This is a genomic window from Pectinatus frisingensis (assembly GCF_015732285.1).
GTDB lineage: Bacteria > Bacillota > Negativicutes > Selenomonadales > Selenomonadaceae > Pectinatus > Pectinatus frisingensis.
Map to the genome: position 1 here is coordinate 57,249 of NZ_WIQU01000040.1, position 18,441 is coordinate 75,689.

The 18,441-nt window shown below is 39.8% G+C and carries 16 protein-coding genes and 1 other annotated feature; of the genes, 6 read left to right on the forward strand and 10 right to left on the reverse strand.

Annotation, left to right across the window (positions count from 1 at the left end; genetic code table 11):
- Window positions 1-441: 441 nt before the first annotated feature.
- The 5 genes from glyQ (at window position 442) to pheT (ending at window position 8,734) form a co-directional block, all read left to right on the forward strand.
- Window positions 442-1,320: a glycine--tRNA ligase subunit alpha gene (glyQ, locus tag I6751_RS07095; RefSeq protein ID WP_182187101.1), complete on the forward strand. Its 879-nt coding sequence runs from the start codon at window positions 442-444 to the stop codon at window positions 1,318-1,320.
- Window positions 1,320-3,365, forward strand: a complete 2,046-nt coding sequence (glyS, locus tag I6751_RS07100) for a glycine--tRNA ligase subunit beta (protein ID WP_196590991.1) — start codon at window positions 1,320-1,322, stop codon at window positions 3,363-3,365. Before glyQ ends, glyS begins: the two co-directional genes overlap by 1 nt.
- A gap of 79 nt (window positions 3,366-3,444) precedes the next feature.
- On the forward strand, window positions 3,445-4,929 hold the full coding sequence (locus tag I6751_RS07105; protein ID WP_330998618.1) for an amino acid permease: 1,485 nt from the start codon (window positions 3,445-3,447) through the stop codon (window positions 4,927-4,929).
- 52 nt (window positions 4,930-4,981) lie between these two features.
- Window positions 4,982-5,183 (forward strand) — a binding site (T-box leader).
- Between the two features lie 63 nt (window positions 5,184-5,246).
- The gene (gene pheS / locus I6751_RS07110) at window positions 5,247-6,275 is read left to right on the forward strand and encodes a phenylalanine--tRNA ligase subunit alpha (RefSeq protein ID WP_196590791.1); all 1,029 of its coding nucleotides are present in this window, start codon (window positions 5,247-5,249) and stop codon (window positions 6,273-6,275) included.
- Window positions 6,276-6,301: 26 nt separating this feature from the next.
- On the forward strand, window positions 6,302-8,734 hold the full coding sequence (gene pheT, locus I6751_RS07115; RefSeq protein ID WP_196590790.1) for a phenylalanine--tRNA ligase subunit beta: 2,433 nt from the start codon (window positions 6,302-6,304) through the stop codon (window positions 8,732-8,734).
- A 93-nt stretch (window positions 8,735-8,827) separates the two neighbouring features.
- Here pheT and I6751_RS07120 read toward each other — a convergent pair whose 3' ends face one another.
- Entirely contained in the window at window positions 8,828-9,034 is a 207-nt protein-coding gene (locus I6751_RS07120) for an SAP domain-containing protein (RefSeq protein WP_182187093.1), read from the reverse strand.
- A gap of 206 nt (window positions 9,035-9,240) precedes the next feature.
- Between I6751_RS07120 and I6751_RS07125 the strand changes: the two genes are divergently transcribed.
- Window positions 9,241-9,954: a phosphatase gene (locus I6751_RS07125; protein WP_196590789.1), complete on the forward strand. Its 714-nt coding sequence runs from the start codon at window positions 9,241-9,243 to the stop codon at window positions 9,952-9,954.
- On the opposite strand, the gene I6751_RS07130 is transcribed toward I6751_RS07125, so the two are convergent.
- The 9 genes from I6751_RS07130 to I6751_RS07170 form a co-directional block, all read right to left on the reverse strand.
- A complete protein-coding gene (locus I6751_RS07130) occupies window positions 9,951-10,622 on the reverse strand; it encodes an energy-coupling factor ABC transporter ATP-binding protein (RefSeq protein WP_196590788.1) in 672 nt (223 codons plus the stop codon). The genes I6751_RS07125 and I6751_RS07130 overlap by 4 nt on opposite strands.
- Before the next feature lies 1 nt (window position 10,623).
- Window positions 10,624-11,466 (reverse strand): energy-coupling factor transporter transmembrane component T, encoded by an 843-nt coding sequence (locus I6751_RS07135; protein ID WP_196590787.1) that lies wholly within the window; start codon window positions 11,464-11,466, stop codon window positions 10,624-10,626.
- A complete protein-coding gene (gene cbiM / locus I6751_RS07140; protein WP_196590786.1) occupies window positions 11,444-12,436 on the reverse strand; it encodes a cobalt transporter CbiM in 993 nt (330 codons plus the stop codon). Before cbiM ends, I6751_RS07135 begins: the two co-directional genes overlap by 23 nt.
- 137 nt (window positions 12,437-12,573) lie before the next feature.
- A complete protein-coding gene (locus tag I6751_RS07145) occupies window positions 12,574-12,789 on the reverse strand; it encodes a DUF2905 domain-containing protein (protein WP_182187083.1) in 216 nt (71 codons plus the stop codon).
- A 27-nt stretch (window positions 12,790-12,816) separates the two neighbouring features.
- Window positions 12,817-15,249: a DNA gyrase subunit A gene (gene gyrA / locus I6751_RS07150; RefSeq protein WP_268233969.1), complete on the reverse strand. Its 2,433-nt coding sequence runs from the start codon at window positions 15,247-15,249 to the stop codon at window positions 12,817-12,819.
- Between the two features lie 270 nt (window positions 15,250-15,519).
- Window positions 15,520-16,050 (reverse strand): beta-class carbonic anhydrase, encoded by a 531-nt coding sequence (locus tag I6751_RS07155; RefSeq protein WP_182187081.1) that lies wholly within the window; start codon window positions 16,048-16,050, stop codon window positions 15,520-15,522.
- A gap of 14 nt (window positions 16,051-16,064) precedes the next feature.
- Window positions 16,065-16,538, reverse strand: coding sequence for a YcxB family protein (locus tag I6751_RS07160; protein ID WP_182187079.1), 474 nt, complete (start codon window positions 16,536-16,538; stop codon window positions 16,065-16,067).
- An 11-nt stretch (window positions 16,539-16,549) separates the two neighbouring features.
- Complete coding sequence (locus I6751_RS07165; protein WP_182187077.1) at window positions 16,550-17,068, reverse strand: YcxB family protein; 519 nt, start codon at window positions 17,066-17,068, stop codon at window positions 16,550-16,552.
- 48 nt (window positions 17,069-17,116) lie between these two features.
- Complete coding sequence (locus tag I6751_RS07170) at window positions 17,117-18,403, reverse strand: adenylosuccinate synthase (RefSeq protein ID WP_182187075.1); 1,287 nt, start codon at window positions 18,401-18,403, stop codon at window positions 17,117-17,119.
- Window positions 18,404-18,441: the final 38 nt, after the last annotated feature.

Here is an 18,441-nt window from a genome sequence, read left to right on the forward strand (position 1 = left end):
ACCGGGCAGCCCGGACTTAGCTTAAAAGTGGTATGGAAATATAAATATATAGGTAATAATAAAAGAAATGTATTTTAGTGGAGCATAGAAAGTTCTTTATTATGATTTAATTTAAATGATTGTTTTGTGCAGATGATAAACATGTTATGGTTTATTGACAAAAAAATTTTTATCTGGTAGACTATATACGTTTAGCGATGAGCAGTATTATTCAGTTCTGTAGTAAAGCGAGGCGCGGTGGTGAAAGGCGTTGTTGGGACTGACGGCAGGCTGTTAGCTGTGAAAAATTAATATTTAAAGCGGGCTTATGCCAATCAGGGTGGAACCGCGGATTTATATCCGTCCCTGTGATGTTGTTAATATCACAGGGACGGTTTTATTTTTATTTATACAGTTTATTATTAAAATATTGCCGAAACAATAAGAGGAGGTTTTTATTTTATGACATTTCAAGAAATTATTTTGGCTTTGCAAAATTTTTGGTCTGAGCAGGGCTGTATATTAATGCAGCCTTATGATGTAGAAAAAGGAGCCGGAACAATGAATCCGTCGACTTTTTTGCGCGTATTAGGACCTGAGCCATGGCATGTTGCCTATGTTGAACCATCACGCCGCCCGGCTGACGGACGTTATGGGGAAAATCCCAATAGGTTGTTCCAGCACCACCAGTTTCAGGTTATTATGAAACCATCACCTGATAATATTCAAGAACTTTATTTAGCCAGTTTAAAAAAACTTGGGGTTCATCCGGAAGACCATGATATTCGGTTTGTTGAAGATAATTGGGAATCACCGACTTTGGGTGCCTGGGGTCTTGGCTGGGAAGTCTGGCTGGATGGTATGGAAATAACACAGTTTACATATTTTCAACAAGTGGGCAGTGTGGATATAAGACCGGTGGCTTCAGAAATTACTTATGGATTGGAACGTCTGGCTATGTATATCCAAGGCAGGGAAAATGTTTTTGATATAGTTTGGTCAGGCGATTACACATACGGTGATGTATTTAAACAAAATGAATTCGAACAGTCTACGTATAATTTTGAATTAGCCGATACAAAGATGTTATTTGATTTATTTGACAAATATGAAAAAGAGGCTTTGCGTATAATTAAACTGGGATTTGTCCATCCTGCGTATGATTATGTTTTGAAATGCTCACATACATTTAATTTGCTTGATGCCAGAGGTGCAATCAGCGTATCTGAACGTACGGCATTTATCGGCAGAGTCAGGAATTTGTCACGGCAATGTGCAAAATGCTATCTAAAGCAGCGTGAGGAGCTTGGCTATCCAATGTTAAATCGAGGTGTTAAATGATGAGTAGGGATTTACTATTAGAAATAGGCACGGAGGAAGTTCCGGCACATTTTATGCCTGGGATTCTGCAGCAGCTTAAAGTAAAAGCAGCTGATAAGTTTGACCAGCTGCATATTGATGTGTCTGGAATAAGAACGCTGGGAACGCCGCGCCGTATTACTTTACTGATAAAAGGCATGGCGGAAAAACAGGCGGATATTTCTATAGAACACAAGGGACCGTCGACTAAAATAGCTTTTGATAAAGCGGGAAATCCGACTAAGGCTGCGGTAGGATTTGCCCGGGGCAAAAATATTCCGGTGGATAAATTGACGGTGAAAGACGGATATGTATACGCTGTCGTTCATGAGCAGGGAAAGGCAACAGCAAAATTACTGTCAGTGATTTTACCGGAACTTATAGAAAATTTAAATTTTCCTAAAACCATGCGTTGGGCTGATTTGGATTTTCATTTTGTCCGGCCGATTCGTTGGATCGTGGCATTGTTTGGTGATGAAATAATTAATTTTACTATTGCAAATGTGAAATCGGGTAATAAAACACGTGGACACAGGTTTTTAAGCGATGGTGAGCATATTATCCCTAATGCTTCAGAGTATGAAGAAGTATTGAAAAATCTCCATATTATAGTTGATCAAATTGAACGTCGGACAATGATCGAAAAGCAAATTAAAGAACTGGCGGAAAAAAATAATGGCATTGCGCAAATAACAGATGAATTGCTGGAAGAAGTCACCTATTTGGTTGAATATCCCACAGCGTTATGCGGCAGATTTGAGGATAAATATTTACAGCTGCCTAAGGAAGCTGTAATTACACCGATGCGTGAACATCAGCGGTATTTTCCGGTTGCAGATGCTGCTGGGAAGTTGTTGCCTTTATTTATTACGGTGCGAAATGGCGGCACTAAATCATTGCCAACAGTGCAGCATGGCAACGAACGTGTGCTGAGAGCAAGATTGGCTGATGCACAATTCTTTTTTGATGAAGACCGGAAAAAGAAATTAGCTGATTATCTCGAAAAATTAAAGGCTGTTGTTTTTCAGGAAGGACTTGGCAGTGTTTATGATAAAACCCTGCGCTTGGAACAGTTGGCACAATATTTGGGCAGGGCAGTTGATGCGACTCCGGTTGATTTGGATGCGGCCAAACGGGCAGCTTTTTTATCCAAGGCTGATCTTGTTACCGGAATGGTTTGCGAATTTACCGAACTGCAGGGAATTATGGGGCGTGAATATGCGCTGTTGGATGGTGAAAGTGGTGCTGTGGCAACGGCGATAGATGAGCAATACATGCCGCGATTTGCCGGGGATAGATTACCGGGAACAGTAGCCGGCCGACTGGTCAGCCTGTCCGATAAAATTGATAATATTACGGCAACTTTCAGCCGCGGTCTTGTTCCGACTGGGTCGCAGGATCCATTTGCCTTGCGCAGACAGGCGCTGGGAATTGTCAATATATTGATTGAGGGACAGATAAATATATCTTTGACAAAGTTCATTGATAAGGCAATGAGTCTGCTTGATATTAATTCTAATAAAAAAACCGGATTATTGAATAGTATTGTCGATTTTATAAAATCACGGTTTAATACTGTACTCACTGCGGATGGTATTTGTTACGATGTTATTGATGCTGTCAGTGGAACTATTGATGATATTTATGCAGCATATAAAAAAGCCAAGGTAATCAATACTAAGGTGCTCGAAGGAGACTTGTCGGCAGCAATACAGGCTTTCATCAGAGTCAGTAATATTGCAAAAACGGATAATTTGCAAATGGATGCGGCCTTGTTTACCTGTAGGGAAGAAAAAGCGCTTTATGACAGTTATATTACGGTAAAAAAAGCCGTCGCCGAATACAAGTATGATTATGCGGGAGTAATTGATGAGTTAACAAAATTAACGGCACCGATTGATATGTTTTTTGATAAGGTAATGGTAATGGATAAAGATGAAGTGATAAAAAATAATCGGTTGGGTTTGTTGAAAAATATAGATAATTTAGTTAAAAAAACAGCTGATTTCAGCAGGATAGTCCTTTAAATAGAAGATACAGCTACGCTTTTAAGGCCGTTTTTTCATTTTCCCCAACCTGAGATAAATTTACAGTCTGCATTATTCGGTGAATAGGATAAAAACGGCTGCTATTGATAAATATAGTGGTACAGGGCATGGCTATATCGGCTTAGTCCATGCCTATCGAATAATAAGAGAAGGAATAAAATATATGGAAGAAAAAAATTTACAACGTAATTTAAAGGCACGTCATGTCGAAATGATAGCATTGGGAGGAACGATCGGCGTAGGCTTGTTTATGGGGTCAGCCAGTACTATTCAGACAGCCGGGCCGTCAGTTTTGCTGTGTTATGGTGTGGCCGGACTGGTGATTTTTTTTGTAATGCGCATTATGGGGGAAATGCTGTATCTTGAGCCGGTGACAGGTTCTTTCGCTTCATATGGATATAAATATATTCACCCGTTTGCTGGTTATCTTACAGCATGGTGCTATTGGTTTTTGTGGGTGACTGTGGGCTTGTCGGAAATAACGGCAATCGGTATTTATGTAAAATATTGGTTTCCCTTTATGCCGCAGTGGATTTCAGCTTTTGGCGGCCTGCTTGTTGTGACACTTGCCAATATGGCGGCAGTAAAATATTATGGTGAATTTGAATTTTGGTTTTCTATTATAAAAATCACAACAATTGTTGTGATGATAGTCGTTGGGTTTGGTCTTATATTATTTGGTATAGGAAACGGGGGACAACCGATAGGGTTTTCCAATCTTTGGACTCATGGCGGTTTTTTCCCAAATGGATTTAGCGGAATGCTGGCAGCATTATGTATAGTGACGGCATCTTTCCAAGGGGTGGAGTTAATCGGGATAACTGCCGGTGAAGCTCAACATCCACGGGAAACATTGCAAAAAGCGATTAAGGGAATTGTTTGGCGTATACTCATTTTTTACATCGGGGCGATTTTTATCGTAATTACTATTTATCCTTGGAATCAACTGGGTATGCTGGGTAGTCCGTTTGTGACAATATTTGCTAAAATAGGTATAACGGCAGCGGCCGGTATAATAAACTTTGTTGTTTTGACCGCGGCCTTATCGGGATGCAACAGCGGTATTTACAGTGCCGGACGGATGCTGTATACTTTGTCGGAAAACAATCAGGCGCCTAAATGGCTGGGAAAATTGTCAAAAACCGGAGTGCCGCGTAATGCAATATTTATTACAATGGCACTATTGAGTTTAGGTGTTGTTTTGAATTACTTGATTCCGGATTCAAAATTATTTTTGTACATTTATAGCGCCAGTGTATTTCCTGGAATGATTGCGTGGTTTGTTTTAGCAATAGCACAGAAAAATTTCCGCAAAAGTTATGGTAAAAAAATAATGGATCAACATCCTTTCAAATCACCACTTTATCCTTACAGTAATTACTTTTGTCTGATATTTCTGGTCTTTGTGACGGTCGGTATGTGGATCAATGATGATACCAGAACATCATTGATTATTGGCTGGATCTTTTGTGGTATTCTGGCAGTTTATTATTACCTGCGTCTGTCGGGAAACAGTTCGGTTTTACCTGAGAAGCACAATTGATAATGAAGATATTTTATGCTATACTTATCGGTGCTTAAAATTATATATTGTTAAATTAATGATGAAAAAGAGAGTATGTTCATTCTTTTATACAGAGAATATCGTTTAGGCTGAGAGGGATATTAAAAGTATGGGCAGAAGTTCACTTTTGAGTTCCATTGTGAAGGTTTTCTGTGTAACTGTGGCGTTGGCTGCGTTAAAGTCATATTGAGTATCAATTAGGGTGGTACCGCGGATTTTACTTCGCCCCTTGCAGGGGCGGAGTTTTTTTATTTTTGGGTGGATTTAATCATTTGATTTTATCGGAGGTATTTATTGTGGAACAGGAATTAATACAAATTAAAGAAAAGGCATTGGCAGCCATAAAAGCAGCCGATGATTTGACAGTTCTTAATGAACAAAGAGTAAGATATCTTGGTAAAAAAGGTTCGCTCACGGCTATACTGCGCGGTATGGGAAAATTGGCACCGGAAGAACGGCCGCGAATCGGGCAGCTTGTCAATAAAGTGCGTGCAGATATTGAATCATTGATTGAAGAAAAGCAGACAGCATTGAAGGCGCGTGAACTTTCCGACAGATTGGCCACGGAAAAAATTGATGTGACTCTGCCTGGACGTAAACGGGAATTGGGTCATTTTCATCCGTTGACATTAACACTGAATAAATTAAAGGATATTTTCCGCAGCATGGGATATTCTATAGCGGAAGGACCGCAGATAGAAACAGATTATTTTAATTTTGAAGCATTGAACTTACCCAAAGATCATCCGGCACGTGATATGCAGGATTCATTTTATATTACTGATGAAATTCTTATGCGTACGCAGACTTCACCGGTGCAGGCCCGCACAATGCAGTCACACGAACCGAATAGTCCAATAAAGATAATAGCACCCGGCCGTGTATATCGTCGTGATGATTATGATGCGACTCATTCACCGATGTTTACTCAGGTGGAAGGATTATGCATTGACGAAAATATTAAATTCTCCGATTTGAAGGGAACTCTTACTATGGCCATGCAGCAATTGTTTAATGATGATCTTAAACTGCGTTTTCGTCCCAGTTTTTTCCCATTTACCGAACCAAGTGCTGAAGTAGATATAAGTTGTGTAATGTGTCATGGCAAAGGATGTCGGGTATGCAAGGGCACTGGCTGGCTGGAAATATTGGGAGCTGGAATGGTTCATCCGCGTGTATTGGAAATGAGCGGATATGATCCCAAAAAGGTCAGCGGGTTTGCTTTTGGTCTGGGAGTTGAACGCGTAGCTATGCTCGCTTACGGAATAGAAGACCTGAGGTTATTTTTTGATAATGATCTGCGATTTTTAAAACAATTTTGCTGATGTTGTTATAGGAGGAGAGTATTTGTATGCAAGTATCTATAAAATGGCTTAAGGATTATATCAATTTTACTCAAACACCGGAAAAATTGGCTGACATGCTTACAATGGCCGGGATACCGGTCGAAAGCATCATTGATCCTGGTGAAGGACTGCAAAAAGTAATAACCGGACGAATAGAAAAAATAGTACCGCATGAAAATTCTGATCACTTGCAGATTTGTACGCTAAATGTAGGAATGGCAGAAAATTTGATTATAGTGACCGGAGCAAAAAATGTCGCCGAGGGGCAAATAGTGCCGGTGGCAATGGTTGGGGCGCATTTACCCAATGGTATGAAAATTTCTAAAGGAAAATTGCGCGGTGTGATGTCGTGGGGCATGTTGTGTTCGGCCCAAGAGTTAAAACTGGATTTGGAAATGTTGCCGGAAAAACAAAAGATTGGTATATATATATTGCCAGATGACACACCGGTGGGAATAAATGTAAAAGATGTACTGGGGCTTAATGATGTCGTCTTAGAATTTGAACTGACAGCCAATCGCAGTGATTGCTTTAGCGTATATGGATTGGTGCGTGAAGTGGCAGCTTTAACCGGTAATCCGATAAAATGGCCGCTTATCACAGTACAGGAAGATGATCCGACGGCAATAAAAGACGTACTTTCCATTGATATAAAAGCTGCGGATTTATGTCAACGGTTTTCTGCCCGTATGTTTAAAAATGTAAAAGTGGGACCGTCACCGGAATGGATGCGACAGCGTTTGGATGGCGCGGGCATACGGTCGATAAATAATGTTGTAGATGTAACAAATTTTGTTATGATTGAATTGGGGCAGCCGCTGCATGCTTATGATTATAATATGGTGGAAGGGCATAAACTGACGGCCCGCCGGGCGATTAGAGGCGAATTGCTGCACACACTGGATGATACAACCCGCAAAGCCGGTGATAATATGCTGGTTATTGCTGATGAAGAAAAAGCAGCCGGATTGGCGGGGATAATGGGTGGCATGGAAACAGAGATAACCGCTGGAACTACTGATGTAATCTTGGAAGCCGCCAGATTCTACGGTCCTAATATTCGTCGCACAGCACGGGCCTGTGGTTTGTCCTCAGAAGCTTCGGGACGATTTGAACGTGGTACGGATATTGAAAATACCACTCGTGCTCTTGATCGTGCAGCTCAATTGCTGCAAAGCATGGGAGCCTGTACTGTATGTAAAGGTATTTTGGATGTTTATCCAACTAAAAAAAATCCGGTTACGGTGAATTTTACTGTTGAAGCGATAAATAGACATTTAGGGACAAACATCGGTAAACAAACCATGCTGGAGATTTTGCAGAAACTGGAAATAAATGCAGTTGACAGAGAAAAATACATCACAGTGGATGTTCCGTCCTGGCGTAATGATATAAATTGTATGCAGGATATTTCTGAGGAAATTGCCCGTATATATGGATTTGATAAAATAGATGCAACTTTACCGTCTGGTACTGCTTTACAGGGAAAGCAGTCGGAGCGGCAGGATTTTGTTGATAAAATCAAGCAGATCATGGTAAGCCAGGGCCTTTGTGAAACAGTGTCATTTAGTTTCACGCATCCGTCAGTTTTTGATAAATTAAATATGCCGGCAGATCATCATGCCCGTCAGGCAATTCCCATAATGAATCCGCTTACTGATGAATATCCACTAGTGCGGACTTGTCTGCTCAGTTCCGTAATGGAAAACCTGACACGTAACTTTTCTCGTAAGAATAATGATATAAAAATATTTGAAATTGGCACGGTATTTCAGCCTAAAACATTACCTGTCACCGAACAACCGCTTGAAAAATTAAAAATTGCTGGTGCTGTTTCCGGCAGAAGGGATGTTATTGGCTGGAACCAAGATGCGGAACCTGTCGACTTTTACGATGCAAAAGGTATTATTGAAATATTATTAGACAGATTATCGATAAAACATTATACAGTGGAAAACGGTGAGCATTTTGTTATGCATCCGGGCAAAACGGCATTTTTTAAAAAAGGCCGCGATACAATATTTATTGTAGGTGAGTTACATCCTTCAGTTGCAGCTGCATTTGATATTACAAAACCGGTTTATATTTTCACAGCTGATGTGGCAGCGCTGATGAAATATGCGGGCAGGGGATTAAAGAGTAAAACTTTACCCAAATATCCTGCAGTTACGCGAGATTTATCAATAATTGTAGATCGTGATACAGCTGCTGCGGCAGTTGAAAAGACGATAAATAAGGCGGCCGGACAATATTTGAGCAGGCTGGACTTGTTTGACGTATACGAAGGAAAACAGGTTGATAAGGACAAAAAAAGTATGACTTTTGCCCTAATTTTCCAAGCAAATGAAAAGACTCTTACCGACCAGGAAGTGGATGCTGGTTTCGCAGAAATTGTGACAGCGCTGCAAAAAAATTACAATGCTGCATTGCGTTCCTGATATAATGGGCATAAATAAAACGGCTTCACAAAATCTTTTGATTTTCGTGAAGCCGTTTTATTCAATAATATATATTATTGATGGTCTTATGGATTAAAGTTTTTTTGTATTGTGGGGTTTGGGTTTAATGCAGTCAGAGTGCCAGCAACAAACCGCATTATTGCATGACTCATTTGAACCATAACATTCTTGATTACCCTCAAGCTTTTGAATAGCGTGAATGACATCTCGTTTAGTACGTAATCGCTTTGTATCGATGCCCTTTTCAGCAGCAATAATTTTTATATCTCTGAGCAGCATAAGATTACCTCCCCGTTCGTACCCTATAAAAAATTATTATAACATTTATGCTTATTATACCATATCTGTGTGCAAAATATGTGTAAAATTGTTAATAAGTCTTTAATTATACAATAAAAGTTATCAGATTTGTGAACATTGACATCCAGTGATATCTATATCAGAATAAAAGCATAAAGAAATTAAATAAAAAAGGAGTAAACATAATGAAAGATGTGTTGGATATGCATATGCATACAATTATGAGCGGACATGCTTACAGCAGTCTGTCTGAAATGATTGCAGCAGGCAGGCAAAAAGGCCTGTCTATTATCGGAGTGACCGAACATGCACCGGCATTACCAGGAACTTGTCATGATATGTATTTTCATAATTTTAAAGTTATTGATCGAAATCAATGCGGTATGATGCTGATGATGGGGGCAGAAGTTAATGTAATGAGTTATGATGGCAGTGTTGATATGCCTGTGACAACATTAAAAAAACTTGATTATGCCATAATAAGTCTGCATGAACAATGTATAAAACCAGGAAATGTTGCAGATAACACCCGAGCACTTTTGCGGGCGATGGAAAATCCTTATGTCAGTATAATCGGACATCCGGATAATGGAATGTATCCGATTGACTTTTTGGCTGTGGTGCAGGCAGCAAAGAAAAATAATGTATTGCTGGAACTTAATAATAGTTCCTATAAGCCTGATAGTGGACGCATTCATTCACGGGAAAACGCATTGATAATGCTGGAGCTTTGTAAAAAATATGAAGTCAGTGTCATCATGGACAGTGATGCCCACATTGATGCTGATGTAGGAAATCATAAATACGTTTATGAGATTTTGCAGCAATCTGGTTTTCCAGAGGAGTTAGTGGTGAATACTGATGCGGATAAATTTAGACGGTATTTAAAGCACCATTAAACCAATTGGTGTTGTTCGTTGAATTGAATTATTCGGCTGTCTTTTATATTTAATAAATCCCGCTCGTGATTAGTTATAAGCATGGTTTTCCCGACAGCGGAGAAAGCAGAGATAAAATCTTTTATCCAAATCTGCGATTTCTCGTCGAGCCCATTTAATGGTTCATCCATCATCAAGACATCAGGATTGAGTGCTAAAACTGCCGCGATAGATACTTTTTTCTTTTCACCGCCGCTTAGATGATAAGGAGCCCTGTTTTTTAGATGGCTTATTTTTAAAAAGTCAAGCAGTTCGGTTACCCGTGCAGCTGTTGCAGATTCGGTAAAAGCCATTTGCCGTGGCCCAAAGGCAACTTCATCGTAAACAGTTGGGTTAAATAATTGGGTATCGGGATTTTGGAATACATAACCAATGCGTTTGTGGAATTTTTTGGCAGTCAGATTGTCCTTTAAGGACAAAGGGGTGATTGGCTGTCCGTCAAAAAAATATTTACCACTGGAAGGGAATATCAGGCCATTCAATAGTTTAAATAAAGTTGATTTGCCGCATCCGTTAGGTCCGGTAAGTAGGATGAATTCACCAGATTTAATTTCAAGAGAAATATCATGGAGGGCAGGAATCTTTTCATAACTGTAATTTATATGAGACAATTTTATTAGAGCGGTCATATTATAGATATCCCTCTGTAAAAAAATATATACTTGATAAGATAATAATTATCATAACATAGACAATATAGCGTATTTCCATATGGTGCTGCTGCGAAATATGGTATTCTCCGGTGAAGCAGCGACATAACATAGCATCATGGGTGGCTAATGCATATTCTTGTGATTTTATGAAAGTCATGCCCAAAATATTTCCCAGACTTTGATATTTTTGGTGGTTTTTTCCTACTGAACGCAGATGCAGTGCCGTAAGTAATTCCTGAGCGGTATGTCCCAGGAGTACAATATATTTGACGGTCAGATCAAGTATCATGATGAACAGGCCGGGGATATGCAGCCCGCCCAATGCTTTGGTAATACTGTAAAAAGGTGTGGATAATGCCAAAGCAGTGACTGCACCGGTGGTTAAAAAAACTTTGAATGGTAGTAAGAAAAAACTGCTTCGCTCAAAAAGCGCGGCCGGTAATATTATTAAAAGAGAGAATAAGGCGGCAAATGCGGCCGGTTTTAATATTCTGAGAATAGTACAGCCGGTTAAACTGCACAGATAAATCAAGAATCCGGAAAGTACAATAGATAAGAATAATAGTTGATGTGATAAAGATATAAATAAAATTAGCAGGATTGTAAGAAAAATTTTAAACGAAGCGGTAAAAAAAACATCAGTATGGGCGGTAGAATTTTCTCGCAATGCTGTTAATTTAGTAATAACACTTAAAATTGTTTTGCTGAGAAAATTTTCATTATCGTTGACCGGTTGATAATCATCATTATCACCAAGCCATGCCGGCATATTGGTCAATAGCTTTCCAGAGTGGTCATCAGACGGCTTTATTTGTATCATTATGTGATCCTATTAGTTTAAAAATTATTATCAAGGCAGCTGTACCGATGACAGCAGATAAAATGTAACCGATGATGTCGGGCATGCCGGTCATCGTATAGTCTGGCAGCAAAGCGTGATAGTTGAAACCATTAGCAATTTTATCAGGAATATAACCCAGTACAGTTCCTAATGATGTATCTCCGGCTATTTCATCGGCACCCCATTCACCCCAGGCTGTACCATCAGCTAAAAGCCCCAAGGGTGATGCAATTACAAGAACGATCATCAATACGAAAACAGGATTAGTTTTAATCTTTTGTCCATTGTGTATTATACCGGGAGATACTTTGACGATGAATTCGTAAATTGCCAAAGTGAAAATTGCTTCAGCAACACCGGCCACCAGCAAATGGGCAAGCATCATTGCCGGAACTGCTACTGATATAGGGTATGGACAGTATAGTGCATGACCGGCAGCATCGGTAAACAACAGTGGTTGTATGCCGAATTCAACGGCGGCAGCAAAGGCAGCAATATTGATACCGATGTATGAGCCGATGACAATGGCGGTTTTCTCTCCCAAAGAAGTTGGCAGGATATTTTTTATCAACCGGAAAATATAATAACCGCTGAAAGGAAGCAAAAAAGCCATATTGAAACAATTTACGGCAAATGATATGATGCCACCGTCACCAAAAATTACGGCTTGTATAAGCAAAGCTACGCTTATGGCAATACAAGCGGCATAAGGACCAAGCAAAATAGCTACGAGAGTGCCTCCCACGGCATGTGCTGTGGTGCCGCCGGGGATAGGCAGGTTAAACATCATTAATAAAAAAGAAAAGGCGGCGCCGACACCGATAAGCGGTAGTTTATTCTTGGGCAATTCTTCTTTTACCTTTTTAATCGAGTAATACCATATGGGAATCATTATTGCCGTGAAGACACCACAGGTAGAAGGACTCAGATAATTGTCAGGAATATGCATGGATAATCGCCCCTTTAATAAATATGAATTATATAACAGCAATTTATAATAAACTATACGAGTATTCTATCATATTTTTATTGATAAGAACAGTAAGTAAATGCCCGGCAGTATGTTTTCACACTGCCGGGCACTGTTCAATGCTTTGAGAATAAATTTAAAATAATAGTTAATAATATACTTATGAGTATTGAGGAAGCCAGAGGAAAATATATACCGAACCCCTTGCTTTCCCACTTGAAATCACCGGGAAGTTTACCAAGCGGCAGAAACTTTCCGCCAAAATGAAATATCAGTCCGGCGATAATCAATATCAGACCGGCATATATCATCAGTTTTCCTAGATCATTCATCAGGATGCTCCTTTAAAATAACGAAAATCAAGCATCATTTTCAGAATCAAATACAGCCATGGCTGCGACACTGTCATTAGCTTCTGTTTTCATTAGTTTTACTCCCTGGGTATTACGGCTGATCACGGAAATTCCATTGATTTCAGAACGAATGACGATACCTTCATTTGTTATCAACATAAATTCCTGGTCTTGGCGGACCACTTTTATACCGATGACTTCGCCGGTTTTTGCAGTAACCTTAATATTGATTATACCTTTACCCCCACGGGTTTGACGACGATATTCCGTAACGGAAGTGCGCTTTCCATAGCCGTTTTGTGTTACTGTGAGGACTTCGGCACCGCTGTGAACATTATCCATGCCGATGACGGCATCATCGGGGCGTAAAGAAATGCCTTTGACACCGCGTGTGTTGCGTCCCATAGAACGTACATCGCTTTCCTTAAAGGAAATAGCATAGCCTTTTTTAGTACCCAAAATCACCTGGCGATCGCCGTCGGTCAGCTTTACTGCAATTAATTCGTCATCATCGTCGAGGGATAATGCAATAAGACCAGTCTTTTTCCGGGCCGTATCATATTCACTGAGAACAGTTTTTTTGATGATACCATTTTTAGTAGTCATAAATAAATATTTATGGTCATCAAAAGTATCTATGGGGATGACAGCCGTTATTTTTTCACCTGGTTCGACCGGCAGAAGATTTATTACGGCAGTTCCCTTAGCAGTCCGGCCTGATTCAGGAATTTCATAACCCATTAATTGATATACGCGGCCACGGTTGGTAAAGAAAAGGATTTTTCTATGCGTAGAGGTTATTATCATATTTTCTACAAAATCTTCTTCTTTGGTCCCCATGCCTGTTACACCGCGCCCACCGCGCTTTTGACTCCTGTAAACAGCTACAGGCTGGCGTTTAACGTAGTTATTATGCGTCATAGTTACTACGATATCTTCCTCGGCAATTAAATCGGCCAGATTGATTTCCGAAAGGTCCTGAGTTATCTGAGTACGGCGTTTGTCATTAAACTTATGTTTTACTTCAATAAGTTCTTCCTTAATAATATTGAGGATTTTCTGTTCATCGGCTAAAATATCTTTTAATTCTTCGATTGTTTGTAAAACCTGTTTATATTCTTCTTCAATTTTTTCCTGTTCTAAACCGGTTAAACGCTGCAGCCGTAAATCCAGAATTGCCTGGGCTTGTTTGTCACTGAGACCATAATTAGCTGTTAAACTTTCCTTGGCAATATCGGCTGTACGGGAATTTCTGATAGTGGAGATAACTGCGTCTAAATTTTCAAGGGCTATGGTCAGTCCTTCCAATATATGAGCACGGGCTTTTGCCTTGTCAAGGTCGAATTGTGTCCGCCGACGGACAACACTTTCTTGATGCTTGATGTAATAATTAAGTATTTGTGTTAAAGTCAGTATCCGTGGATGTCCATCTACCAAAGCCAGCATTATCACGCCGAAAGTATCTTGCAATTGAGTATGACGGTAAAGCTGGTTTAAAATTACGTCGGGGTTGATATCACGGCGCAGGTCAATGACAACGCTCATGCCGTTGCGATCAGATTCATCATTTAATCCGGTAATTCCCTCTATGGTTTTATCACGGACTAATTGCGCTATTTTTTCCACCAACCTGGCTTTATTTACCTGATAGGGCAATTCTGTGACAATTATGCGTGATTTACCATTGGGTTTTTCTTCGATATGGGTGCAGGCTCGCATTTTTACCGCACCACGGCCTGTTGTATAGGCGGAAATGATTCCCTCAGTACCCATAATCAATCCGCCGGTAGGAAAATCAGGTCCCTTGATAGCGGTCATCAATTCTGCAATAGTCACATCAGGATTATCGATCATCATCAAGATGCCGTCAATAACTTCACCTAAATTGTGTGGTGGAATGTTAGTCGCCATGCCCACAGCAATGCCGGCAGAGCCATTAACTAAAAGATTTGGCATTTTGGAAGGCAGTACAGTAGGTTCTTTTAAGGATTCATCATAGTTAGGCATGAAATCGACAGTGTCCTTATCAATGTCGGACAGCATTATTTCGGCTATTTTAGACATACGGACTTCAGTATAACGCATTGCCGCCGCCGAATCACCATCGACGGAACCAAAATTACCATGTCCGTCAGCCAGCATATAACGATAGGAAAAGTTTTGTGCCATGCGTACTATTGTTTCATATACCGAAGTGTCACCATGCGGATGATACTTACCTAAAACTTCCCCGACAATACGTGCTGATTTTTTGTAAGGTTTATTCGATGCCATACCTGCTTCCTGCATGGCGTACAGTATACGACGGTGAACCGGTTTTAATCCATCGCGCACATCAGGCAGCGCTCTCGTAACGATAACACTCATAGCGTAATCGATATAAGAGGTTTTCATCTCTTCCTCAAGTTTAACAGGAATGACCTTGCCTAAATTTCCCAGTTGGTTAGATCCTCCCTGATCTTGATTTGGAGTCTCGTTATTTTTATCAAAATCGTCTGCCACTTTCTCACCTCAAATGTATAATAAACGGCAGAATAGCCGCTTGAGAGCATAAATATTCACATATATATTACCATTTTTCGAACTAAAAGTCCAATTTTGGCAAATGATCAGGTAAAACATTATTAAAAAGCCCGCTGCACTATCAGACTACGATTGTCCTCAAAATAGATACAGTGGGTTTTTATAGGATTTTATTTGATATTAATATTATTTTATTAAATCAATTTTTCCGGTGTCCGGGTCAATGATAAGGCCATGCACAGGTATATCATCGGGTAAATACTTACTGGCCTTGATATTGGCAACTGATTCCGTAACATTCTGGCAGGATGTGTGGAATGCATCGGCCCAGTTTCTTAAATCCGGCAAAATATCATTGATAATATTATCGTTAATGCCATGGATGCGCATATGATCGACAAGACCTTGTGAAGTGGTTTTCTCCATACCGCATTGATAATGTCCGATAACTACTATTTCTTTTACTTGGAGTTCATAAACACAAATCATAAGACTTTTTATTACATCATTAAAATCACTGCCTACAGTATTACCGGCTGTCTTTATGATTTTCACAGTACCGCGCTCTATTCCCGCGGCCGGTTCCAAAAAATTAACTAAACGCGTGTCCATACAGGTAACAATTGCTGCATGGTATTGGGGAAATTTGCTGATAGGTGTATGGGAAGATTTCATGAATGCCTTATTGGCAGTTAAGATTTTATCGACAATACTCATATACCGATACCCCTTTATGTGGCTTTTATTGACAAATGATCTGTCATAAAATTATAAAATTTGGTGACATTGCCTTTAGAAAAACCTTTTTTTTCAATTATAAATGAACCTTTATTTTTTTTCAGGAACAGATAAAAACAAGTATCTCGTTCAACTATTTTACTTATGGTGTTATATGGTATTTTTTCTCGTTTAGTGTCTGTTTCTATAAACATGTGATGTTCATAAAAACGTATTTTCAAGGATTTTCCGCTGCGTTTGACTAGAATAAGCATACTGATATAGCTGGCAACAAAATACATCAGAAACATTGCCAGGACAAACAAGCCGATACGTTCTATGGAATGGCTGTTCCTGTATTCAAGAATACTTACAAGTACGAGAAGCAGGGCATATAACCATATCTGTTTATGAAGGTTTACATAACTAATAAATTCGCGGCAAAGTTTACGATTAAAGCGGGTCTCCGTAATAAAATTTTCATTCATTGTCATTAGTCCTAATCATTAATTTTGGTTTGGCCAAGTCTTGTACGCAAAAATAGGGTGAAATCAGCGGGGGTACCTTCTGTAAAAGTGTCTTTGGCAATTACATACATGATCGAATCAAGTTCCCTTGTCCAGATAAAAAAGTATTGGCTGGTTTGATGATATTTTTTTATATCCGTATAGTTCAATTTAATTATTTCATGATTCTTATTGACGACGATGCCGGTATCACTAAAAGTCATTTTAATGATGCAGTCACCGTCTTTTTTATAGAAATTTTTGCCGATAAACCATGGTGCAGTTCCGAGTGCAGCGATAAGGAATATACCGGGAATAAAAGCAACGTCAGCCCAAAATGCCTGAATGAAGGAATAACCATTTATGATGTAAAGTGGACATATAGCAGTCAAAATAATACCTAAGACGAAAAATAATTGAAAAACGATGTTGTGCCATATCAGATATCTGGCAGCAGCAAAACAAAGCTGTTTGGTAAGACGGGTTTCAGTAGAGAAGTTAGTATTCATCATTTTGCTAAAAAACGGCACTGTATAAAAATATGCAATGCCGTTTTATCCTTAAAATATATTGTGAGCACAGACAATTGTTTGATCACGGTTAGGACCAACTGACACAAAACCGATTTTTACATCAGTGACTTCGGACAGTCGTTTTAGGTATATTTGCGCTTCTTTAGGCAAATCTTCGTATTTCCTGATAGCGCACGTATCGGTGTTCCATCCGGCAAAAGTTTCATATACCGGTTCTATTTTACCGAGAATACGCAGGTTGGCGGGCATTTCGTCAATTATTTTGCCATTATATTTATAAGCTACACACATTTTTATTTCATCAAAATGATCCAGAATATCTAACCGGGTGATGGCAAGATAATCCAGACTGCCTAGATATCCGGCGTATTTTACAACACATGCATCGAGCCAGCCGGTACGACGGGGACGCCCTGTAACGGTGCCAAATTCATGACCTACATTGCGGATTTTATTGCCAATCTCATTGAGTTGTTCTGTTGGGAATGGACCTTCACCAACGCGGGTACAGTAAGCCTTTACAACACCGACCGTAGTGTTGATGTTTCTTGGACCGATTCCGGCACCCACGCATACGCCACCGGCAATCGGATGTGAAGCGGTAACATAAGGGTATGTACCATAGTCGATATCAAGCATTGTGGCTTGGGCTCCTTCAAACAGGACTTTTTTGCCGTCCCGGACTGCTTTGTTAAGATATGAAGGAGTATCGATTATAAAGGGACGAAGTTTATCCGCATAGCCGCGGTATTCCTTTAATATTTTTTCATAACTGAGTGGCTGTTGTCCGTAAAGTATCTCCAGTTCACGGTTCTTGGTTTCAAGATTAGTTTTTAGTTTAGCGGCAAATACTTCATCATCGATGAGATCACACATGCGGATACCGATTCTTCTGTCACGGTCCATATAGCAAGGACCAATACCACGCTTAGTGGTGCCGATCTTGGCATGGCCGCGGTTGTCTTCTTCCAAACCATCCATTAAACGATGATAAGGCATAACCACTTGTGCCCGATTGGAAATCAGATAGTCGGCAATTTCTATGCCTTCTTTTTTTAGGTTTTCTATTTCGGATAGAAGCACTTCGGGATCAAAAACGACACCATCACCAATGATACATTTTTTCCCCTTGTATAATATACCTGAAGGCATGAGGCGTAATTTAAATTCTTTGCCGCCGACGCTTACAGTATGTCCGGCATTGCTGCCGCCTTGATAACGCACAACGATATCAGATTGTTCAGCAAGATAATCAACAATTTTGCCTTTTCCCTCGTCACCCCATTGTGTGCCTGTAACAACGACTGTTGACATATAGAATCCCTCTTTCTATAGCAGTAAAACTGCAGGTT